The following is a 20,467-nucleotide window of genomic DNA, read 5'->3' as shown; positions in this document are numbered from 1 at the left end:
CACGATGACGACCGGTACCGAAGCACCACGGATCACCCTGGACCCCTTCGTCACCGACCTGGACGGCGAGAGCGCGGCGCTGCGCGCGGCCGGCCCGCTCGCCGCCGTCGAACTGCCGGGCGGCGTCCCGGTGTGGGCCGTCACCCGGCACGCCGAGGCCAAGGCGCTGCTCACCGACCCGCGCCTGGTGAAGGACATCGACGTGTGGGGCGCCTGGCAGCGCGGCGAGATACCCGCGGACTGGCCGCTGATCGGCCTCGTCAATCCCGGCCGCTCCATGCTCACCGTCGACGGCGCCGACCACCGTCGGCTGCGCACGCTGGTCGCGCAGGCCCTCACCCCGCGCCGCGTGGAGGGGATGCGCGAGCGGATCGAGAAGTTCACCCAGGTCCTGCTGGACGCCCTGCCCGCCGACGCGGAGACCGTCGACCTCAAGGCGGCCTTCGCCTATCCGCTGCCCATGTACGTGATCGCCGACCTCATGGGCATCGAGCAGGCGCGGCTGCCCCGGCTGAAGGTGCTGTTCGAGAAGTTCTTCTCCACCCAGACCCCGCCCCACGAGGTCGTCGCGACCCTCACCGAGCTGGCGTGGATCATGGGCGAGACGGTGGCGGCCAAGCGTGCCGAGCCCGGCGACGACCTCACCAGCGCGCTCGTCCTCGCCTCGCAGGACGGCGACCACCTCACCGACGCGGAGATCGTCTCCACGCTCCAGCTGATGGTGGCGGCGGGCCACGAGACGACGATCTCACTGATCGTCAACGCTGTCGTCAACCTCTCCACCCACCCCCGTCAGCGCGCGCTGGTGCTGTCGGGCGAGGCCGAGTGGTCGGCGGTCGTCGAGGAGACCCTGCGCTTCTCCACACCCACCTCCCACGTCCTGATCCGGTTCGCGACCGAGGACGTGCCGGTCGGCGACAAGGTGATCCCGGCCGGGGACGCGCTCATCGTGTCGTACGGCGCGATCGGCCGCGACGAGAGCGCGCACGGGCCCGGTGCCGGCGACTTCGACATCACCCGCGAGACGAGGAACCGTCACATCTCCTTCGGTCACGGTCCGCACGTCTGTCCGGGCGCCGCCCTGTCCCGTCTGGAGGCGGCCGTGGCACTCCCCGCCCTGTACGCCCGCTTCCCCGGCCTGGATCTCGCGGTGCCGGCGAGCGAGCTGCGCAACAAGCCGGTGGTCACCCAGAACGACCTGTTCGAGTTGCCGGTACGGCTGAATCCATAGGCCCGCGCACCGCGCGCCTTGACTTGGAGCGCGCTCCAGCCCGTAGCGTCGCGGACATCACGCGAACGACGAACGACGAATGACGAACGAGTGTGCACGAAAGGCTGGGACACCACATGCGCAAGCGCAGTCTGCGGGACCTTCAGGTATCGGCCATCGGCCTCGGATGCATGGGCATGTCCGCCTTCTACGGCTCCAGCGACCGGGAGGAGGGCATCGCGACCATCCGGCGCGCCCTGGAACTCGGGATCGACTTCCTGGACACCGCGCAGATGTACGGCCCCCTGACCAACGAGTCGCTGGTGGGCGAGGCGGTGCGCGGACATCGCGACGAGTACGTGATCGCGACCAAGTTCAACTACCGGATGGACGACGCCGTGCCCGGCGACATGAGCACGGTGGGCCGGCAGGACGGCTCGGCCGAGCACGTGCGCAGCTCCGTCCACGGCTCGCTGGAGCGCCTGGGCACCGACCACATCGACCTGTACTACCAGCACCGGGTCGACCCCGCCGTGCCCATCGAGGAGACCGTCGGCGCGCTGGGCGAGCTGGTCGCCGAGGGCAAGGTGCGCCACATCGGGCTGAGCGAGGCGAGCGCGGAGACCATCCGGCGGGCGAACGCCGTCCACCCGGTCACCGCCGTGCAGAGCGAGTACTCGCTGTGGACGCGGGACGTGGAGGCCGAGGTGCTGCCCACCTGCCGGGAGCTGGGCATCGGTTTCGTGCCGTACTCGCCGCTCGGCCGCGGCTTCCTGGCGGGCCGCTTCAGCTCCCCGGACGAGCTGGACGAGAACGACTTCCGGCGCAGCAACCCCCGCTTCACCGACTCCAACCTGGAGGCGAACCTGCGGCTGGCGGCGAAGGTCAAGGAGATCGCCGCCGAGAAGGACGTCACCCCGGCCCAGCTGGCCATCGCCTGGGTGCTGGCGCAAGGCGAGGACCTGGTGCCGATCCCGGGTACCAAGCGCCGCACCTACCTGGAGCAGAACGCCGCCGCCACCGGCATCGAGCTGACCGCGCAGGACCTGGCCCGCATCGACGCCGAACTGCCCGAGGCGGCGGGCGAGCGGTACGACGAGGCGGGCATGCGCACGGTCAACCGCTGACGCACCACCCGCGCGGTGGCCGCTCCGGCCACCGCGCGGCGGGCGGTGACCGAACGCCTCGTAGCGTGACGGGACAACGGGTCCGGACCCGGGCGGGCCGGGCCTGTGAGGAACCCCACCCAGGGGTTCAAATGGCCTGCGCGCAGGGCGTTTTGGTGTTCTCGTGCCACAGCGGTCCGGGGCATTGGAGGACGTCCTCCCCGTCCGGTCTGCCACCATGGTCGACGCCCTGACCGGGCGACCCGGCCGTGCAACGCCGCCGGCCCGACGGGTTCGCCGGTCCTCAAGCTCCCCCCTGGTTGTCGAGTACTCCTTCGTGTCTGCTGTCTCCTCCCCGACCATGCCCATGCCCGTGTCCCCCGCCGTCCCCGCCTCGCGTTCGCCCTGGCGGTCCCTGCGCCATCGCGGTATGCGGTGGTGGTCGGCGGCGAACCTCGTGTCCAACGCCGGTACCTGGATGCAGCTCACGGTGCAGAACCTGCTGGTGCTGCACATCACGGGCTCGGCGGCGGCCACCGGTCTGTCGATGTCCGTGCAGGCGGCCCCCGCGCTGTTCGTGAGCCTCCTGGGCGGCGCGGCCGTGGACCGCTGGCCCCGGCGGCTGACGGTCGCCGTCAGCCAGGCCCTGCTGGGGGCCGTGGCCTGCACCACGGCGGTGCTCGTGGCGCTGGACCGGATCGACATGACGACACTGCTGGTGCTGGCCGCCGTGACCGGCGTCATCGCCACCGTCGACGGACCGGCGTGCGCGCTGCTCGGCAACGATCTCGTGCCGGTCGAGGACGTGCCGTCCGCGATCGGTGTCGGTGCGCTGGTGCACAGCGCGGGCCGGCTGGCCGGTACCGCCCTGGCGGGTGTGGCCGTCGGCTTCCTCGGCACGTCCGCCGCTTACGCCGCCAACGCGCTGTCCTTCCTGTTCGTCGCCTCGGTGGTGCCGTTCCTGCGACCCGTGGCCGGTGCCGCCCGGGAACCGGCGCCCGAGGTGCGGGCCGTTCCGGCGCCGGCGGCGATGACCGTGCGGGAGGGGCTGGCCTTCTTCACGCGCCGCCCCCGGCTGGTCGCGCTCGCGGGCATCACGGGGATCAGTTCCGTCTTCGGCCGCAACTACGGCCTCACGCTCGCCGTGCTCGTCACCGGCCCGCTCGCGGGCAGCGCGGGGGCGTTCGGCACGGTCTCCACGGTGCTGGCGGTCGGCGGCATCCTCGGCGCGGTCCTGGGCGCGCGGCTGCGCAAGCCGTCCGTGCGGACCGTGGGGCTGCTCGCGGCGGCCGGGGCGCTGCTCCAGGTCGTGGCGGGGTTGTCGCCGTCGCTGGCCGTCCTGCTGGTGCTGGTGCTGCCCATGGCCGTGGTGGAGTCGGTCTCCGACACCGCCGGTACGGCCGTGCTCCAGACCGATCCGCCGGCTCATCTGCGGGGCCGGGTGCTGGGTGTGTGGGGCAGCATCGGCACCGTGTGGAGCCTGGGCGGCCCGCCGCTGCTGGGGCTGCTCATGGAGTGGGCGGGCGCCCGCGGCGCGCTGGTGGCCGGTGGGCTGCTGATCGCCGGGTCGATCGGCGCGGGCCTGCTGGTCCACCGGCGGGGGCTCCCGGTGCCGGTCACGCTGTCCGCGAGGAACGGCGCCGCAGCCCGGCCGGCCCTGGGCACGGCCGCCTGACCGGCCCGACCCTTTCAACGCCCCCGCCGCGGCGGGGGGGTCAGTCGGCCTGCTGGTCCCGGCCCGGCAGGTGGTACACGTGGAACGCCTGCCCGATCACCGGCTGGGCGACATTGCGTACGCGGACGCCACCGCTGGTCATGCCGTGTTCGGTGCCGGCGTGGGCGTGGCCGTGCACGGCGAGGTCGGCGCCGCCGGTGTCGATGGCCTCGGCGAGCAGATAGCTGCCGAGGAACGGATAGATCTCGGGCGGCTCCCCGGCCAGGGTGTCCGGCACGGGCGAGAAGTGGGTCAGCGCGATCCGTACGTCGCAGTCCTGGTCCGCCAGGTCCTTCAGCGCGGTGTGCAGTCCGTCGGCGCAACGCCGGGTGTAGCGGACGAACTCCTTCATGATCGGCTCGCCGAACTCCCCGGCGCAGCGGCCGACGAACCCACCGCCGAAGCCCTTGGTCCCGGCCACGCCGATCCGTGCCCCGTCGCGAGTGACGACGGTGGCCTGTCCCTCCAGGACATGCGCGCCGGCGTCGCGGAGGATCGCGGTGACGTCCTCGGGCCGTTCATCGTGGTGGTCGTGGTTGCCGAGGACGGCGACGACCGGCACCCCGAGGTCCTTGATCTCCCGGGCGACGACCGCGGCCTCCTCCGGTGTGCCGTGGCGGGTGAGGTCGCCGGCGAGCAACAGCACGTCGGCGCAGTCCGGCAGCGTCTCGAAGGAGGGGCGCAGCGTGCCCTGGCTCTCGGGGCCCATGTGGATGTCCCCGACGGCGGCGACGCGGATCATGTCAGGTCCTCCCCGTGGTCGGGCGAGGAGGTCCCGGCGACGAGGAGGTCGCAGTGGACCGGGTGGCCCGCCAGTTCCTCGCGGACCGTGCGCAGGATCTCGTCCCGGCACTGGGCGGACGGGACGGTCCCGGTCAGCAGGACGGCGTCGCCGTGCGTCTCCAGTCGTACGCCGAGCTCGCCGAGGGGTCCGGAGGCCAGATGCTCGCAGAGGTGGGCGACGCGGTAGTCCAGGTTGGCCGGCTGGGTCGGGGTCGGCGGGCTCGCGTCGGTCATGGCTGCCCCTCCTGGGGGTCGATCACGTTCAGCCGTTCGAGGAGGAAGAGGAAGGCGGCCGGCATGGGCTGCTCGCCGCAGGCGGCCCGCACCGCGTCCCAGTCGACCTTCTCCCGCACGGCGCGGGCCACCGGCAGCACCGACCCGAAGTCGCAGTAGTGCTCCGAGAAGGCGCTGATCAGGCTGCGGATGAGATCGGTCGGGGACAGTACGGGCATGAGCACCGAGTCGACCGGGAGGAACTCGGCCCGGTCGAGCATGTCCTTGGTGACGGGCTCGTGCGCCAAGGCGAAGATGATGTCGATGTTCTGCCCGTGGCAGGTGGTCTTGAGGAGCCAGTCCTCCGGCGGCGTCAGTACGGCGAGCCCGGCCTCGCGCAGGGTGTCGGCCACCGCGTCGGCGTCGTCCGGCAGGACGCAGAAGTCGGCGTCGTGCTGGAGATAGCGGCTGCCGCCGTGCGCGTAGACGGCCACGCTCCCGGCGAGGGCGAAGGGGTGGCCCGCGCGTTTGAGGAGTGCGCCGATCTGTTTGGTGGCCTCCAGGATGGCCTGGCTGCGGTCCTGGGGCAGGTCCAGGGTCCCGGGCCCCCTCGCGGCCTGCTCGTCCAGTCCGTCCGCGGCCAGGCGCACTCCGCTGGCCTCCGGTCGCCGGGCGGGCACGGTGTCCTCCCCGTCGTGCGTCATGACCTCTCCATTCACGGCGCCCTCCACTCCCCGGACGCGGTTCCGGGGGAGCTACGGGTACCCGGCGCGCTCGCGCCGACACGGAGCAGCACGGAACGGTTCGGTGCGCGTCAGTCCTCCACGACGATCGCCGGGGTGCCGGCGGTGAGGGTCCGGCCGCGGAAGAACTCCGGGCTGCGACGCCGCATGACGAGCATGATCAGTACGCCGACGAGCAGCAGTCCGACGCCGATGACGAAGGCGGAGCCGACGCCGAGGACGGCGGAGCCGCTGCCGTAGGCCGGGTCCCACATGTCGTACAGCGTCTTGCCGAAGACGGCGGTGAGCAGGAGGCCGCCGAGGACCGGGAAGAGGCCCTTGAAGAGGGCGTCGCGGGCGGAGCGGGTGAGGTCGCGGCGGAAGTACCAGGCGCAGGCGAAGGCCGTGACCGCGTAGTAGAAGCAGATCATCAGGCCGAGGGCGTAGACGGTGTCCACCAGGACGTGCTCGCTCAGCAGCGACATGACGGCGTAGAAGACGCCGGTGGCGGCGCCCGCGGTGACGGTGGCCCGGCAGGGGGTGCGGAAGCGCTCGTGGACACGGGCGTACGAGGAGGGCAGGGCCTCATAGGTCGACATGGCGAGGACCGTGCGGGCAACCGGGATGAACGTGGTCTGCAGGCTGGCGACGGCCGAGGCGAGGACGGCGACGAAGAGCAGGATGCCCAGGGCGTGGCCCATCACCGGGCCGGCCAGAGCGGCGAAGACGTTGTCGGAGGTGGCCGGGTTGGCCAGGCCCAGGCCGGCGGTGCCGGAGCCCACGGCCGTCTGGGCGACGACGGCGGTGGTGAGGTACGAGCCGACCAGCACGACCATGGCGATCAGGGCGGCCCGGCCGGGATTCTTCTCGCTGCCGACGGTCTCCTCGTTGGCGGTCAGGCAGGTGTCCCAGCCCCGGTACATGAAGATCGACAGGGACAGTCCGGCACTGAAGGAGGCGAACGACTTCACCGCGAAGGGGTTCAGCCAGGACCAGGAGAAGTCCACGTGACCGGGGAAGGCGCCGGTGTGCGCCTTGTGCAGGGCCAGCACGACGAAGAGGGCGAGCACCACGAGCTGGAGTCCCACCAGCGCGTACGGCCGCGATCAGGGCCAGACAGGTGAGGATGTGCACGGCCTTGTCGCCGTCGAGGTCCGCGACCGCTCCGCTGCCGGTGATCTCGCCGGCCAGCAGCCAGAAGTAGGACGTGGCGACGCCGGCCAGGTTGGACAGCACGATCACGGTCGCGATGACCAGACCCCAGCCGCACATCCAGCCCACGTGCGGGCCGAACGCCTTGATGGTCCAGGTGAAGGAGGTGCCGCAGTCGGGGACGGCCTTGTTCAGCTCCCGGTAGGCGAAGGCGACCAGGAGCATCGGCAGGAACCCGGCGAGGAAGACGGCGGGCATGTGCAGGCCCACCTCGCCGGCGGTGGAGCCGAGCGTGGAGGTCAGGCAGTAGACCGGGGCCACGGTGGAGACACCGATGACCGCGCTGCCCAGCAGACCGATGGAGTTCCCGCCGAGGCCCTTGCCGCGTACTCCGCCGCCGAATCGCGTGTCGTCGGCCTGGGTCTCGTAAGTGGCCGCCCGACCGGCCCGGGAGCACGCTGGTAGCCATGAGATCCCGGCCGAGGGTCACGTCCGCGCGGCTGCCCTGGCAGTCGGCGCACGCCCTGCTGCTGCTCCCGATCGCGCTCGTCGTGGTCATCACGGTGGTCGACGTGCAGGCACCCACCGACGTGCACCTGGGCCCCACCCTGGTGATCGCGCCCGCGATCACCCCCTCCTTCGCCGGGCCCCGGACCACGGCGGCCATCGGAGGGCTCGCGACCGGCGCCCAGATCCTGATCGGCGTCGTCCACGGCGGGGTCGCCACCACGAACCACATCGTGCAGATCATCACGCTCGCCGTGCTGTCGGTGCTCTGCGTCGTCTACAGCATGCTGCGCGAGCGCCGGCAGGCTCAGCTGGCCCAGGTCCGCTCGGTCGCCGAGGCCGCGCAGCATGTGCTGATGTGGCCGCTGCCGGAGTACATCGGCCCGTTGCGGATCGCCTCCCTCTACCTGGCGGCCGAGGACGAGGCGCAGATCGGCGGCGACCTGTACGCCGTGACCCGGGGCAACGGCGCCGTGCGCGTGCTGATCGGGGACGTGCGCGGCAAGGGGCTGCCTGCCATCGGCGAGGCAGCCCTGTTGCTGAGCGCCTTCCGGGAGAGCGCGCACCGGAACATCCCCCTGGCGGATCTGGCCGCCTCTCTGGACGAGAGCGTCAGCCGTTACGCCGCCGACCTGGAGCCGGCGGAGGAGGCGGCCGAGCGGTTCGCCACCGCCCTGGTGGTGGAGATCCCGGACCGCGATCCCGTCACCCTGATGACCAGCTGCGGCCATCCGCCGCCCCTGCTGCTCAGCCCCGGCCATGTCGTCACGGTGCCGAGCCTGCACCCCTCACCGCCGCTCGGTGTGCACGCCGGCGCCGAGCACACTCTGGACGTGTTCTCCTTCGAGCCCGGCGACACCCTGCTGCTCTACACCGACGGGGTCGTGGAGGCCCGCGACGCGCACGGCCGGTTCTATCCGCTCGCCGAGCGGGTGGCGCGCTGGACCGAGGACAGTCCCGAGGCGCTGATGCACCACCTGCGGAGGGACCTGCTCGCGCACGCCGGTGGGCGGCTGGACGACGACGCGGCACTCATCGCCCTGCACCGCACGCCCACGGACCGGCGCCGCCACCACGGACGGGCGGCCGACGGCGACACCTCACGGCACGGCTCCGGCGCGGACTCACCCCCCTGACTGCCTGCCCCGGGCCGCGTCGGGTCGCGCGGCCGGTACTGCGGGCGTGAGCCCCGCCCCGAGTGGGGCGGGGCGGGGCCGCACGCCCCGTCCTGCGGGCCGGCCGACCGGCTCGGGACCGGCGGTCCTGAGGGTGCTCGGAGCGGACTGGACGTACGAGGGGGTCTTGCGGCTTCCCGCGGACACATGTCCCGGTCCCCCGGCTCCCTCGCGGCCGATCCGCTGTCCGGCCCTCGACGGATGCTAAGACCCCGGTTCCCGCGCTCAGGTTCCGTTTCTTCCCACCAATCATCCGGGAAATGCCGAAAACTTGAGCCGGTGGACGAGTTGTGTCGGATTTCGGACACGGGCTCGGGCGTCGGCGGCCCGTCGCGTTCGGGCGCGCCGGCCGTACCCGGCGTACGAAAAGGGGCGGGGCCAGGGTCCGGGAGGTGGGTACGGACCCCGGCCCCGCGTCTGTCACGGCTTGCGGGCGACCGCGCCGTACATCGCGATGTCCTCGTCGCGGACGTCCTGCTCGCCGCTGCCGTCGGGATGCCACTTGTGCACCTGGACGATGCCGGGTTCGACCAGCTGCAGGCCGGCGAAGAACTCGTGGGCCTCGTCCACGGTGCGCAGCCGCATCGGCATGTCGCGGGCCGCGTACTCCCGGGCGACGCGGCCCACCTCCTCCGGGGCGAACTCGGCGGTGCCGATCGACATGGCCAGGTAGCTGCCCGAGGGCAGCGGTTCCAGCAGGCGGCGTACGACGCCGACCGCGTCGTCCTCGTCGAGCATGAAGTGGACGATGGCGATGACCGTGAGCGCGACCGGCCGGCTCAGGTCCAGGGTCTCGCGCAGCTCCGGGGCGGCCAGGATGGCGGCGGGATCCCGGAAGTCGGCCTCGACGTAGGCCGTACGGCCCTCGGGCGCGCTGGCCAGCAGGCCCTGGGAGAGGGTGAGCACGATCGGGTCGTTGTCGACGTAGACGACCCGGGACTCGGGCGCGACGGCCTGGGCTATCTCGTGCAGGTTGGGCGAGGTGGGCACGCCCGTGCCGACGTCCAGGAACTGGCGCACTCCCGCCTCCTCGGCGAGCCAGCGCACCGCGCGGTTCATGAAGTCCCGGTTGGCGCGCATGTGCACGGGCAGGGCGGGCCACTCCCGGCACATGGCGTCGCCCGCCTCCCGGTCGGCGGGGTAGTAGTCCTTGCCGCCGAGGATGTAGTCGTAGATGCGGGCGGAGTGGGCGTTCTCGGTGTCGATCCGGTCGGCCGGCCATCCGTTGTCAGGCAACGCCGTGTCTCCCATTCGAGTCGGGGTGGACTTGCGCAACGAGGCAGTGCTCACGGGGAGTTCGCTCTCCACGGCGGGATCACCACTCCTCGCGGATCGCGGCGAGCAGGGCCTCGGTCCTGCGGGCGGGCGCCGCCTGGGCACCCACCCGGTCCAGTGCCTCCCGGTACACCACGACGTCGTCGGCCTTGTCGAGGTAGACGGCCCCCACGAGCCCGTTGAGGTAGACCATGTCGGCCAGTTGGGGAACCCGGAACCGGAAGAGGTGGAACGCGCCCGCCCGCATCGCGGGGTGCGGTCCGCCCGCGAACGGCATGAGCTGCACGGTCACCTGCGGCAGCCGGTTGACCTCGATGAGGTGGTCGATCTGGGCGCGCATCACGGCGGGGCCGCCGACCGGCCAGCGCAGCACGGTCTCGTCCATCACCACCCACACCCGCGGCGGCGCCTGGCCGGCCAGCAGCTCCTGGCGGCGCATGCGTATCGCCACCCGGCGTTCGGTGGCCTCGGCGGGCGCGTGCGGATGGGCCGCGCCGAGCACGGCGCGGGCGTACTCCTCGGTCTGCAACAGCCCGTGCACGAACTGGTTCTCGTAGGCGCGTATCTGCGACGCCGCCTGCTCCAGGCTGAGATAGGCGGCGAACCAGTCGGGCATCACATCACGGTAGGTGTGCCACCAGCCACGCTTGTTGGCCTCGCGTACGGACTGCAGAAAGGCGTCGATCTCCTGCCGGTCGGTGACGCCGTAGACCTGGAGCAGCTTCTCCGCGTCCGCGAGGCGCAGCCGGGCCACCTTCGCGGCCTCCATGCGGCGGATGGTGGAGTGGCTGACGCCGATGGCCGCGCCCGCCTCCGCGAAGCCGATGCCGGCGCGGGTGCGCAGCTCCTCCAGCTGCCTGCCGAGGATCATGCGCAGGACGGCGGGCGCACCACCCCAGTCGGTCTCCCCGGACACACCCCACCCCCCTCGCCAGGCCTCGGGCCGACTCCGCGAACGCTCGCGAGTGATCACCCGTGCCGATTCATTCGATCACGTTCCGGCCGAAGCAGCATGCACTTGGCCACTTGCAAATTTCAACTTGCCGGTTGCGGGGCCTCATCGCCGGGTGCCAGAGTGGAGGCACTGTTCCGGCCGGTCCAAGGAGCAGGCGGCGCGACCGGGTTGGGGAGACCGGGCCGCACGTCGGCCTCGCGTGGAGGCGGTGTGCCGTCTGCCGCGCGAGCGGCCGGCCGGCCGGCCGACTCCACGCCCCCCCCCACACCCGAGGCCGGACGAAAGGCGCACGGCGATGGCTCCGCCCTCCCTCCCCCGACCGCTCGACCGGCTTCCCGGCGACCGGCGACCCGACCGGTCGCCACGGGAACGGGCCCGGTCACGACCGCCCGCGGCACCCCACCCGCGACAGGCCCCCGGACCACGGACCACGGACCACCCACGCCGGGCGGTGAAGCCCCCGAGGGCGACGCACCGGCCGCCGGTCACGGCCGGCGTTTCCAGACCACGACCACACGGAGGTTTTCGAAGACACGCCTTAGGGGCGCCGCTCCCCCAAGGCAGCGCCGCCTTCGCCACCGGGCGGCCGGCAGCTCGAATGCCATGACGCGGGCGGCCCGACGTGACCGCGACGGCCTCGGAGCCGGTCGTCGAGCTCCAGGATCACGCCGGGCGGCCCACACTCCCGGCAGCTCCAGCCGGCCACCGATGGCGGCCTGGACGCGGACCTCTCCCGGTACGGACACCGGGTCGCGGCGGCCGGGCTGTGGTATCGGGCCGGCGCCACCGGGCCGTGGACTCGATCGCCGCGCGTCCGTGCCGACCGGCGCCCCCACGCCGACCGGTTGACCCAGGCCCGGGCCGGGCCGAGTCGCGCTCCGTTCCGGCCGCTCCCGACACCGCCGTCCCACGGACCATCCCCCACTCGTCCGAAGGATTCCCATGCACAGCACCACCCGCACGACCCACACCACCCCCCGCCCCGCCCCGGCCGCCGACCCGTCCTGGACCCGCACCCGTCCCAGGCCCGGGTCACAGGAACAGTCGGGCTGAGCCACGGCCGCCGCCGCGCCCGGAGGCACCCCCCGGGCGTCACCGTCCGGGGGCGTGCCCCTCGCTCACATCGTCCGGGCGAGGCGGTCCGCGAGCAGCTTGGCGAAGCGGGCCGGGTCGCCCAGGTCGCCGCCCTCCGCGAGCAGGGCGGTTCCGTACAGCAGCTCGGCCGTCTCGGCCAGCTCCGGATCCGTCGCCCGCTGCTCGTGCGCGGACCGGAGCCCGCTGACCAGCGCGTGGTCCGGATTCAGCTCGAGGATGCGCTTGACCGCCGGAACCTCCTGCCCCATCGCCCGGTACATCCGCTCCAGGGCCGGCGTGAGGCCCTCGCCGTCACTGACCAGGCAGGCGGGAGAAGAGGTCAGACGAGTCGTCAGCCGTACGTCCTTGACGTCGCCGAGTGTCTCCTTGAGCCAGGTCAGCAGCGGCGCGTACGCACCCGCCCGCTCCTGCGACACCTCTTCCTCGGCCGGCAGGTCGACCGCACCCCGGGCGACGGACTGGAACTCCCGGCCGTCGTACTCGCGCACGGCCTCCACCCAGATCTCGTCCACCGGGTCGGTCAGCAGCAGGACCTCGTACTCCTTGGCCTTGAACGCCTCCAGATGCGGGGAGTTCTCGACCTGCGCGCGGCTTTCGCCGGTCATGAAGTAGATCTTGTCCTGGCCGTCCTTCATCCGGGCCACGTAGTCGGCCAGAGAAGTGGGCTCGTCGCCGGCGGTGGAGGCGAACGACGCGATGTCCAGGATCGCCTTGTGGTCCTCGTTCCCGTCGAGCAGGCCTTCCTTGACCGCGGGGCCGAACTCGCGCCAGAAGGTTCGGTACTTCTCGACGTCGTCGCGCATCAGGTCCTTGATGGTGGACAGGACCTTCTTCGCCAGCCGGCGGCGGATCAGCTGGATGTGCCGGTCCTGCTGGAGGATCTCGCGCGAGATGTTCAGCGACAGGTCGGCGGCGTCCACGACGCCCTTGACGAAGCGCAGGTGGGAGGGCAGCAGTTCGCGGCTGTCGTCCATGATGAACACGCGCTTGACGTACAGCTGGATGCCGTGCCGGGCATCGCGCTGGAACAGGTCGTGCGGGGCACGCGCCGGGATGAAGAGCAGCGCCTCGTACTCGAAGGTGCCCTCCGCCCGCATCTGGATGATCTCGAGCGGCTCGGTCCAGTCGTGGCTGATGTGCCGGTAGAACTCCCGGTACTCCTCGTCCTCGACCTCGGAGCGCGGCCGGGCCCAGAGCGCCTTCATGGAGTTGAGGGTGTCCTCGCCCATCCGGATGGGGAACGAGATGAAGTCGGAGTACCGCTTGACGATCTCGCGGACCTTCCAGGCCTCGGCGTAGTCGTAGAGCGCGTCCTCCTCGTCCGCCGGACGCAGGTGGACGGTCACGGACGTGCCCTCCGGCGCGTCCGTCACGGTCTCGATGGTGTACGTGCCGCCGCCGTCGGACTCCCAGCGCACGCCGGTCTCCTCACCTGCCTTGCGCGTGAGCAGGACGACCTTGTCGGCGACCATGAAGACGGAGTAGAAACCGACGCCGAACTGACCGATCAGTTCCGCCGATTCCTTGTTCTCCTTGAGCCGGCGCAGCATCTCGGCGGTGCCGGACCTCGCGATGGTGCCGATGAGCCCCACCACGTCGTCGCGCGTCATGCCGATGCCGTTGTCCCGCACGGTCAGCGTACGGGTCTCCTTGTCGACCTCGATGTCGATGTGCGGGTCCTCGGCCCTGAGACGCTCGTCCGTCAGTCCGGCGAGGCGCCGTTTGTCCAGGGCGTCGGAGGCGTTGGAGATCAGTTCACGCAGGAAGATGTCCTTGTTCGAGTAGATCGAGTGGACCATCAGCTGCAGGAGTTGCCGTGCCTCAGCCTGAAACTCCAGCGTCTCGGTGCTCATTGCTCCCCTTCTGGTCTGTGCGAGCGCATGTCACCGCAATTTGACACACCGACAACTCCTCGGACAAGCCGTCCCGGTGCGCGGCCACACCGCCCTGGGCCACCTCGCCGGGCCTGTGGTCGATCACCCGGGCGAGCGGTCTCCCGCGCGCATACGCTCCTTCGCGGACATATGCTGCGAAATGCCTCACGAAGGGAGCACCCATGGCCGACGCCCCGCCGACCTCCGCAGGGGACCTGCGAGAACTCGGCTTCGAGCATCTCGCCGCCGTCCTCGACCTCGGTCACCGGGTCTACGACACCGACGCCATGCCCTACACCGGCTGGTCGCTGTCGGCCGTCGCCGGCCATCTGGACGCACCGGACTCCGCGTGCCTGGTGATGCTGGACGGCGACCGGGTCGCGGGCTTCGTCCTCGGCTCCCTGTCCTTCGAGCAGCGCTCCGACTGGGGGTATCTGGAGTGGATCGCCGTCGACCCCGACTTCCAGGGGCGCGGAGTGGCGTCACGACTGGTGAAGGAGTGCTGCGCGCGGCTCGCGGCGGCCGGGGCGGTGTGCGTGGTCACGGACGTGGAGCGGCGCAACTCGGCCTCGGCCGAACTGATGCGCCGCAACGGCTTCACCGAACAGGCCACCGTCAGTCTCTTCGTACGGCCTCTGGGCGAGGGGCACGACACGGGCGACGGCGACGCACACGCCTCCGCGGCGTCCCGCCGGCACTTCACCCGGGCGGCGGAACGGATCCGCTGAAGCCGTCGGTCCACCGGGGGGCGCCGGTTCCGCCCGCCGCCGGGCTCGGCGCCGCGACGCCGCACCGGGGCAGCCGCTCGGCCGATGTCACCGCTTCGCGCGGCGCCCGCCGGTGACGCGGTGAGCGGCCGGGCCCTGGCGGGCGCCGGTCACCGGGGGATGCCCGACCCCGGCATGTGCCGTCAACGCGTCCGCCGCGCCCCGCAGTTGCTCCGCCGCCGAAGTGCAGGCGGCGGCCTGCCGTTCCAGGGCGGGACGCCCCCACTCCGGTGTCACGGAGCAGCCGTCGAGCGTGGCCGCGGTGGCCAGGAGCCGCCGGGCATAGCCGTCCATGCGCTCGGCGTCGGCCCGCAGGGTGTCGATGTGCGTGGCCAGTTCGTCGACCGTGGCCGCGGTCGCTCGGGGGGACTCGGTCACCATGGCGGCTCCCATTCGGCTGGGCGGATGCGGGGCGTCAGCGCGGCAGGACGGCGCCGGCGCTGCGGTGGAACATGAACTGGGGGCAGCTCAGCGCGAACAGGGGCCGGCCGGTGGCGACGCCGAGCCGGCGCAGGTGCCCCGCGAGGGGTTCCGCGGCCCCCGTGTCCAGCCGCAGCCGGAGCCCGGAGCCGCGGTGCAGCCGCATGCGCCCGTGGGCCCGGACCAGGGTGCGTACCGTGCTCTCGCCGCGGCGGCCGTAGAGGATCCAGTCGGCCTGGGGGCAGCGGACGCCCGGTCCGAGGCGCCCCTGGACGCCGAGCCCGAGGTCCCGGGAGCCGACGAGGATGTCCGGGCCCATCAGGTCGGCCTCGGCCCTCATCCGCATCGCGGGCTGGCCCCAGATCTCCTGGGCGACCACCCGGGCCTCCTCGCCGGTGACGGCGAGGGAGACCACGTACCGGCCGGTGTGCCGCAGGTCGACGCGGCGCAGCAGGTCGGCGGCGACATCGTAGGGGCGTGGCCGCCACAGGTCGTCCACCAGCACGGACAGGGCGATCTCGGTGTACGGGCCGATGGTGGTGCAGCGGTGCTCGTACAGCGACAGCACCGCGAGTGCCCGCCGGCCCACGCGGCTCGGTGTCAGCCAGGTGACATCGGGCAGCAGACCTCCGGCCGCGTCGGAGTCGACGGAGAAGCCCAGATGGACGGCGGAGGAGTCGTAGTAGCGCACCGGCACGTCGACCGGCCCGGTGGTGGTGGGCACGGAACTGGTCGGCAGGGTGAGGAAGGGATAGCCCTCGGGCGGGTTGGCGCGGTCCTTGAGCCGGTAGGCCTGGGTGCGGACGATGGGGCCCCGGTAGGGGGTGAGCGCCTCGTCCACGTCCTGGCGGACCCCCGGGACGACGGTGCGCAGGTGCTCGATGTACTCGCGGAGCATGTGGCACAGCGGGAACTCCTGGGCGGGGCCGGTGTAGTCGGCCTCGTACCGGTTGGGGTGCGGATCGAACAGCGAGTCGGCGCGGCGGGCGTCGAGGACCGGCACGATGTCGTGCTGGTTGGTGACGGTGGCGACCCAGGTGCGCGGGTCGGCGGGCCTGCTGTTGCCGATCGGGGAGCCGACGGCGATGACGTGCGTCACCCGGTAGGCGCGGTTGAGCTCCTCGTCCTGGGCGAGGTTCATGACCGCGATGCCGCCCTCGCCGTGCCCGATCAGCGCGAGCTCGGCGCCGCGCGGGATGCCGTAGTCCGCGAGGGCGAGCAGGATCGAGCGAGTGTGGGGCGAGTCGGTCGTGAACAGGGTGTGCCAGGCGCCGACGAAGTCCAGCGGGGAGTCGTTGCGGGGCCGGCCCGGCGCCATGCCCGGCACCTGGACGACGTAGCGGACCGTGCCGTCGGGGCCGCGCACGTTCTGTACGAGGACGCGCCCGTCGGTGGAGAGCACCTCGATGTTGCGCAGATATCCGAGGAAGGAACCCTCGGTGGCGATGATCTGCTTCTCCTGGTCGGTGAGGTCGACGGCCTCGGCGGCGCCCTCGCCCCGTTCCGGGCCCGCGGGACGGCCGGCGCCGGCGCCCCGTGGCGGGCCTGCGGACGGATCGCGGCCCGCGGCGAGCGCCCAGCCGGTGTCGATGTGACGCGGGTTCTCGTCCAACAGGGCCCGGACGGCGAGGAGTTCGGACAGCAGCGGTGCCAGCCCGGACAGTGCGCGCTGGGCTCCCCGGTCCCGGAACAGGGCACGCAGGGCCCGGACGGCCTCCGTGTCCCTGGCGCCGACGGCCTCCGTCAGCCGACGCATGCCCGGGTCCCGCACGAACTCGGGGTGGTCGACCACAACGGCGGCGATCCTCAGGCGCAGCGAGGTGACGGCCACCAGCGCGGCCAGGCTCTCCCGGCCCAGCACCCCGCCGGCGGCGCCGAGGAACCGGCCCATGCCTCCCGGCGCCGTGACCGCCGGACAGCCGAGCCCCCGTCTGCCGGTCAGGGCCCGCAGCAGCGCCCACTGGGCGGCGAGACCGCTGCGGGGCCTGCGCCGGGCGGTGGCGGTCAGCGGCGGGGCTAGGAGTGCCGTGCCCGTGCGCTCGGACACCGCGCGGATGCCCTCGGCAACCTCCATCACGTCCCGCGCGCACCGGCGCAGCGCGTCCCTGGCGTCCTGGCCGACCGGCGTGGGCCGCCCGGGCACATGGCCGTCCGCTCGCATCCGACGCTCCCTCGGCTCGACGACGTACGACACGGCTCGTCGTACCGCCGCGCCGGGGGGACGCGGCTCCACTCCCATGGTCGGCCAGGGCAACCGGGCTCGCACCTTCATCCGTCCGGGCAGCGGACACCCACCGGCCCCGGCCGCCCCGTCGAGCCGGGGGCGCCGCTGTCATATGACCCACGCATAGCCCAAGCGTCCGACTCTCGTGGACCACGCGGCCGACTCCCGGGGGTATCCCTGCCCCGGGTCGCCGTCCGGCCTGGTGGGCGGTGTCCGGCGGCGCGGGCCGGCACGGGTCGCGGTCGCGTCCGTCCCGCTCAGTCGCCGGTCGTCAACCCCGCCGCGACCGTGGCTCCGAGTTCCCAGCAGGCCTCGGTGCCGGGCTTCGAGGGCTCGCCGGTGACGGTCACCGGTTCGGCCGCGCGGCGCCAGCCGAGCCCGGTGGTGACGGCCTCCACGGCACGGACGGCGCCGGTGACGTCGTTGCCGCCGTGGACGTAGTAGCCGAAGGGGCGGCCCCGGGTCTCGTCCAGGCAGGGATAGTAGATCTGGTCGAAGAAGTGCTTCAGCGCTCCGGACATGTAACCGAGGTTGGCCGGTGTGCCGAGCAGATAGCCGTCGGCCTCCAGGACGTCGGAGACGGTCGCGGACAGCGCCGCCCGCCGTACGACTCGCACGCCCTGGATCTCCGGTGTGGTGGCGCCGGCCACCACGGCCTCGAACAGGGCCTGGCAGTGGGGCGACGGCGTGTGATGCACGATCAGCAAGGTAGGCACCTCCGCAGCCTGCCGTGCGCCGGCCGCCGCTCGCAAACGGCGGGCGCGGCGGGGCGTCGGGGACACCGGAGCGGGGTAGGACGAAGCCCGGCGGAGCGCAAGCAGTGCAAGCAGTGCACGGAGTGACTGGAGGAGACGTGGTGGCCGAGGACGATCGCCGGGCACCGGCCGCTGTGGTGTTCGACGCGCTGGGCCTCTCCTACGAGCAGGCGTTCGCCGCGTCCGAACCGCACCGGGCCTCGCTGCGGTGGCTGTTGGCGGAGTTGGCGCCGGGCAGCCGGGTGCTGGACGTCGGCAGCGGAACGGGGCGGCCGACCGCGCGGACCCTCGCCGAGGCGGGGCACCGGGTGCTGGGGGTGGACGTCTCGCCCGTGATGGTGGAGCTGGCCGCCCGACAGGTGCCCGACGCCGAGTTCCGGCACGCCGACATCCGCGAACTGCCGCTGGAGGAGGCGTCGTTCGACGCGGTGTGCGCCTACTTCTCACTGCTGCAGATGTCCCGCGCCGAACAGAGCGCCGTGGTGGCCGGGCTGGCGCGGGCGGTCCGGCCGGGAGGGCTGGTGGCGCTGGCCACCGTGCCCCTCGACGTGGAGGACGCGCAGGGCATGTTCATGGGGCAGCCGGTGCGGGTGACGAGCTTCGCCGCCGAGGCATTCACGGAACTGGTGCGGGCCGCGGGACTGTCGGTACTGGCCGAGGAGCAGACCCTGTTCACCCCGGACCACCCCGACGCCGTGGCCGAACCACACCTGTTCCTGCACTGTCGACGCGAGGCGGGGTGAGATGCGGTGCTGTCAGGTGCGGTGCGGTCCGGTGGCTGGGTGAAGTGCGGCGAGAGGGGGGCAGGTCGGGCGCGATGGCACGGTGTCAGAGCGTCTTGATCTGACCGCCGTCGATGGTGAACTCGGCTCCGGTGATGTTGCCGGCGAGCGGTGAGGCGAGGAAGAGGGTCAGATAGGCGACTTCGGACGCCTCGGTGACGCGTCCGGTGGAGATGCCCATGCCGCGCGGCACGACGACGTCCATGGCTTCCTGGGCGGTGGTCCCGGCCTCGGCCGCCGTGGCGTCGGCGAAGCCGCCCGGCGCGGTCCAGAAGGGGGTGCGGACCGGCCCGGGGGCGATCGCGTTGACCCGGACGCCGCGCGGCGCGAATTCCTCGGACAGTGACTTGGTCAGGCTGGCAAGGGCGGCCTTGGCCGCCGAGTAGTCCACGACCATCGGCATGGGCAGACGGGCGTTGACGGAGCTGATGTTGACGATGGATCCCCCGCCCGACTCCAGCAGGTGAGGCAGCGCGGCGCGGCTGGCCCGGACGGCGCTGAAGAGGGTCAGATCGAAGATCCGCCGCCACTCGCCGTCGTCGATGTCCAGGAAACTCGGACGGGGCGTCGCCGCGCCCAGGCCGTTGACGAGGATGTCGACCCGACCGTGTTCGTCCACCGCGCTCCGGACCAGGGTCTGCGGTCCGTCCGCGCTGGACAGGTCCCCCGGGACCGCGCTGACCGGGTACTTCTCCTGGAGCGCCGCGAGCTCGGGCGTGACGCTCCGGCTGCCGGCGACCACGCGAGCGCCCTCGCGGGCGAACGCCTCGGTGATGGCGAGGCCGATGCCCTTGCTCGCTCCGGTGACGACGGCGACCCGGTCCGTGAGCTGGAGGTCCATAATGTTCCTTTTCTCGACTGATCACCGCTTATGTCGAGGGTACGCGGAACCGACCCGACCGGCTCGGTTACAGTGACGGCCTCGCAACGGGAGGGGAGACAGCGGTGCAGGTCAGGGTGGGGGCCGCAGGAGGCCGGGCGATCGTGGCGCTGGCGCTGGCGGCCGTGCTGGGAGGCTGTGCGAAGTCGGCGAACGAGCACGGGGCCGGGAACGGGAACGGGAAGAGCTCCGACGCGTCTGCGGCGGTGAAGGAGAGTCCGGCCGCCGCGCGTGGCGGCACGATCGGTGCCGCCGGCTCCGCCTGCGAAATGCCCGTCCGCTTCGACATCGCCAAGGACTGGAAGGCCAAGGCGATCGAGGGGCAGGACGAGCGGTCCGCGGCGTCGAAGGGCGACGACGGGGACCTGAGCGGAGCGCTGGCCGACGCCGTCCTGCGCCAGGGGCCGGTCACCGCCGTCTGCGAGATCGACGCCAAGCCGGCCGGCAACATCGGCTTCCTGCGCGTGTGGACCGGCAGGCCGGGCGACGCCGACACGGGTAGCGTGCTACGGCGGTTCGTCGCCGCCGAGGACAACGTCAGCCAGCCGAAGTACCGTTCGTTCAAGACCGGTGACGGCCTGTCCGGCGTCGAGGTCGAGTACCTCTACACGAGCAAGCTGCTGGAGGAGACCAAGAAGGAGAGCGCCTTCGCGGTCAGCACCCCCGACGGTCCCGTCGTCCTGCATCTCGGCGGCCTGGACACCGAGGAGCACGAGGCGATGCGGCCGGCGTACGACCTTGCCAAGCACTCCCTGAAACTCGCCTGAGAACAACCCTGTTGCGGCCAGTTCACGGTGGTGGACCGGCCAAGACAGACGCCCTGACGGCACAGGGTGTCGGCCTGTGGACGGCCGTGCG

Annotated in this window: 17 protein-coding genes and 1 pseudogene; 7 read left to right on the top strand and 11 right to left on the bottom strand. The window is 72.3% G+C overall.

From position 1 onward, the window contains the following. Positions 1–4 precede the first annotated feature (4 nt). From ACIBA9_RS02480 to ACIBA9_RS02470, 3 genes are all read left to right on the top strand, one after another. Complete coding sequence (locus ACIBA9_RS02480; RefSeq protein ID WP_399359480.1) at positions 5–1,231, top strand: cytochrome P450; 1,227 nt, start codon at positions 5–7, stop codon at positions 1,229–1,231. A gap of 116 nt (positions 1,232–1,347) precedes the next feature. Beyond that, a complete protein-coding gene (locus ACIBA9_RS02475; protein WP_399359479.1) occupies positions 1,348–2,337 on the top strand; it encodes an aldo/keto reductase in 990 nt (329 codons plus the stop codon). A 409-nt stretch (positions 2,338–2,746) separates the two neighbouring features. Next, positions 2,747–3,991, top strand: a complete 1,245-nt coding sequence (locus ACIBA9_RS02470) for an MFS transporter (RefSeq protein WP_399359999.1) — start codon at positions 2,747–2,749, stop codon at positions 3,989–3,991. Between the two features lie 40 nt (positions 3,992–4,031). On the opposite strand, the gene ACIBA9_RS02465 is transcribed toward ACIBA9_RS02470, so the two are convergent. From ACIBA9_RS02465 to ACIBA9_RS02450, 4 genes and pseudogenes are all read right to left on the bottom strand, one after another. Next, positions 4,032–4,772, bottom strand: a complete 741-nt coding sequence (locus tag ACIBA9_RS02465) for a metallophosphoesterase (RefSeq protein WP_362152499.1) — start codon at positions 4,770–4,772, stop codon at positions 4,032–4,034. Continuing rightward, positions 4,769–5,047: a BON domain-containing protein gene (locus ACIBA9_RS02460; RefSeq protein ID WP_362152497.1), complete on the bottom strand. Its 279-nt coding sequence runs from the start codon at positions 5,045–5,047 to the stop codon at positions 4,769–4,771. Before ACIBA9_RS02460 ends, ACIBA9_RS02465 begins: the two co-directional genes overlap by 4 nt. Next, positions 5,044–5,730 (bottom strand): hypothetical protein, encoded by a 687-nt coding sequence (locus ACIBA9_RS02455; protein WP_399359478.1) that lies wholly within the window; start codon positions 5,728–5,730, stop codon positions 5,044–5,046. The genes ACIBA9_RS02460 and ACIBA9_RS02455 overlap by 4 nt, the downstream gene beginning before the upstream one ends. A 110-nt stretch (positions 5,731–5,840) precedes the next feature. Beyond that, positions 5,841–7,374 (bottom strand): annotated as a pseudogene (locus ACIBA9_RS02450) (APC family permease). Between ACIBA9_RS02450 and ACIBA9_RS02445 the strand changes: the two are divergent. Further along, on the top strand, positions 7,368–8,543 hold the full coding sequence (locus ACIBA9_RS02445) for a PP2C family protein-serine/threonine phosphatase (RefSeq protein ID WP_399359477.1): 1,176 nt from the start codon (positions 7,368–7,370) through the stop codon (positions 8,541–8,543). The pseudogene ACIBA9_RS02450 and the gene ACIBA9_RS02445 overlap by 7 nt on opposite strands. 459 nt (positions 8,544–9,002) lie before the next feature. Here ACIBA9_RS02445 and ACIBA9_RS02440 read toward each other — a convergent pair whose 3' ends face one another. The 3 genes from ACIBA9_RS02440 to htpG form a co-directional block, all read right to left on the bottom strand. Next, entirely contained in the window at positions 9,003–9,818 is an 816-nt protein-coding gene (locus ACIBA9_RS02440; protein ID WP_399359476.1) for an SAM-dependent methyltransferase, read from the bottom strand. Between the two features lie 79 nt (positions 9,819–9,897). Then, the gene (locus ACIBA9_RS02435) at positions 9,898–10,773 is read right to left on the bottom strand and encodes a helix-turn-helix domain-containing protein (protein WP_399359475.1); all 876 of its coding nucleotides are present in this window, start codon (positions 10,771–10,773) and stop codon (positions 9,898–9,900) included. A gap of 1,157 nt (positions 10,774–11,930) precedes the next feature. After that, a complete protein-coding gene (gene htpG / locus ACIBA9_RS02430) occupies positions 11,931–13,760 on the bottom strand; it encodes a molecular chaperone HtpG (protein WP_399359474.1) in 1,830 nt (609 codons plus the stop codon). A 203-nt stretch (positions 13,761–13,963) separates the two neighbouring features. On the opposite strand from htpG, the gene ACIBA9_RS02425 reads away from it, so the two are divergent. Beyond that, a complete protein-coding gene (locus tag ACIBA9_RS02425) occupies positions 13,964–14,509 on the top strand; it encodes a GNAT family N-acetyltransferase (RefSeq protein ID WP_399359473.1) in 546 nt (181 codons plus the stop codon). A gap of 87 nt (positions 14,510–14,596) precedes the next feature. Here ACIBA9_RS02425 and ACIBA9_RS02420 read toward each other — a convergent pair whose 3' ends face one another. The 3 genes from ACIBA9_RS02420 to ACIBA9_RS02410 all read right to left on the bottom strand — a co-directional run bounded on the left by ACIBA9_RS02420 (position 14,597) and on the right by ACIBA9_RS02410 (position 17,908). Then, the gene (locus tag ACIBA9_RS02420; RefSeq protein ID WP_399359472.1) at positions 14,597–14,929 is read right to left on the bottom strand and encodes a hypothetical protein; all 333 of its coding nucleotides are present in this window, start codon (positions 14,927–14,929) and stop codon (positions 14,597–14,599) included. A gap of 34 nt (positions 14,930–14,963) precedes the next feature. Further along, positions 14,964–17,129: a hypothetical protein gene (locus ACIBA9_RS02415; protein WP_399359471.1), complete on the bottom strand. Its 2,166-nt coding sequence runs from the start codon at positions 17,127–17,129 to the stop codon at positions 14,964–14,966. Positions 17,130–17,449: 320 nt separating this feature from the next. Further along, the gene (locus tag ACIBA9_RS02410; protein ID WP_399359470.1) at positions 17,450–17,908 is read right to left on the bottom strand and encodes a flavodoxin family protein; all 459 of its coding nucleotides are present in this window, start codon (positions 17,906–17,908) and stop codon (positions 17,450–17,452) included. A gap of 140 nt (positions 17,909–18,048) precedes the next feature. On the opposite strand from ACIBA9_RS02410, the gene ACIBA9_RS02405 reads away from it, so the two are divergent. Next, entirely contained in the window at positions 18,049–18,690 is a 642-nt protein-coding gene (locus ACIBA9_RS02405; protein ID WP_399359469.1) for a class I SAM-dependent methyltransferase, read from the top strand. Positions 18,691–18,775: 85 nt separating this feature from the next. On the opposite strand, the gene ACIBA9_RS02400 is transcribed toward ACIBA9_RS02405, so the two are convergent. Continuing rightward, entirely contained in the window at positions 18,776–19,570 is a 795-nt protein-coding gene (locus ACIBA9_RS02400) for an SDR family NAD(P)-dependent oxidoreductase (protein ID WP_399359468.1), read from the bottom strand. Between the two features lie 104 nt (positions 19,571–19,674). On the opposite strand from ACIBA9_RS02400, the gene ACIBA9_RS02395 reads away from it, so the two are divergent. Further along, positions 19,675–20,376: a lipoprotein gene (locus ACIBA9_RS02395; protein ID WP_399359467.1), complete on the top strand. Its 702-nt coding sequence runs from the start codon at positions 19,675–19,677 to the stop codon at positions 20,374–20,376. Positions 20,377–20,467 lie beyond the last annotated feature (91 nt).

It is taken from the genome of Streptomyces sp. NPDC051452 (genome assembly GCF_044454765.1).
GTDB lineage: Bacteria > Actinomycetota > Actinomycetes > Streptomycetales > Streptomycetaceae > Streptomyces.
Note: the sequence above shows the minus strand (reverse complement) of the source record. Positions and strands in the feature narration are given on the sequence as shown.

What these genes read in the sequence shown, in the direction of transcription:
- ACIBA9_RS02470 (WP_399359999.1), top strand. Translation starts at nt 2,747, where the DNA reads ATGCGGTGGTGGTCGGCGGCGAACCTCGTGTCCAACGCCGGTACCTGG.
- ACIBA9_RS02475 (WP_399359479.1), top strand. Translation starts at nt 1,348, where the DNA reads ATGCGCAAGCGCAGTCTGCGGGACCTTCAGGTATCGGCCATCGGCCTC.
- ACIBA9_RS02465 (WP_362152499.1), bottom strand. Translation starts at nt 4,772, where the DNA reads ATGATCCGCGTCGCCGCCGTCGGGGACATCCACATGGGCCCCGAGAGC.
- ACIBA9_RS02480 (WP_399359480.1), top strand. Translation starts at nt 5, where the DNA reads ATGACGACCGGTACCGAAGCACCACGGATCACCCTGGACCCCTTCGTC.
- ACIBA9_RS02425 (WP_399359473.1), top strand. Translation starts at nt 13,964, where the DNA reads ATGGCCGACGCCCCGCCGACCTCCGCAGGGGACCTGCGAGAACTCGGC.
- ACIBA9_RS02455 (WP_399359478.1), bottom strand. Translation starts at nt 5,730, where the DNA reads ATGACGCACGACGGGGAGGACACCGTGCCCGCCCGGCGACCGGAGGCC.
- ACIBA9_RS02400 (WP_399359468.1), bottom strand. Translation starts at nt 19,570, where the DNA reads ATGGACCTCCAGCTCACGGACCGGGTCGCCGTCGTCACCGGAGCGAGC.
- ACIBA9_RS02445 (WP_399359477.1), top strand. Translation starts at nt 7,368, where the DNA reads ATGAGATCCCGGCCGAGGGTCACGTCCGCGCGGCTGCCCTGGCAGTCG.
- ACIBA9_RS02460 (WP_362152497.1), bottom strand. Translation starts at nt 5,047, where the DNA reads ATGACCGACGCGAGCCCGCCGACCCCGACCCAGCCGGCCAACCTGGAC.
- htpG (WP_399359474.1), bottom strand. Translation starts at nt 13,760, where the DNA reads ATGAGCACCGAGACGCTGGAGTTTCAGGCTGAGGCACGGCAACTCCTG.
- ACIBA9_RS02415 (WP_399359471.1), bottom strand. Translation starts at nt 17,129, where the DNA reads ATGCGAGCGGACGGCCATGTGCCCGGGCGGCCCACGCCGGTCGGCCAG.
- ACIBA9_RS02420 (WP_399359472.1), bottom strand. Translation starts at nt 14,929, where the DNA reads ATGGTGACCGAGTCCCCCCGAGCGACCGCGGCCACGGTCGACGAACTG.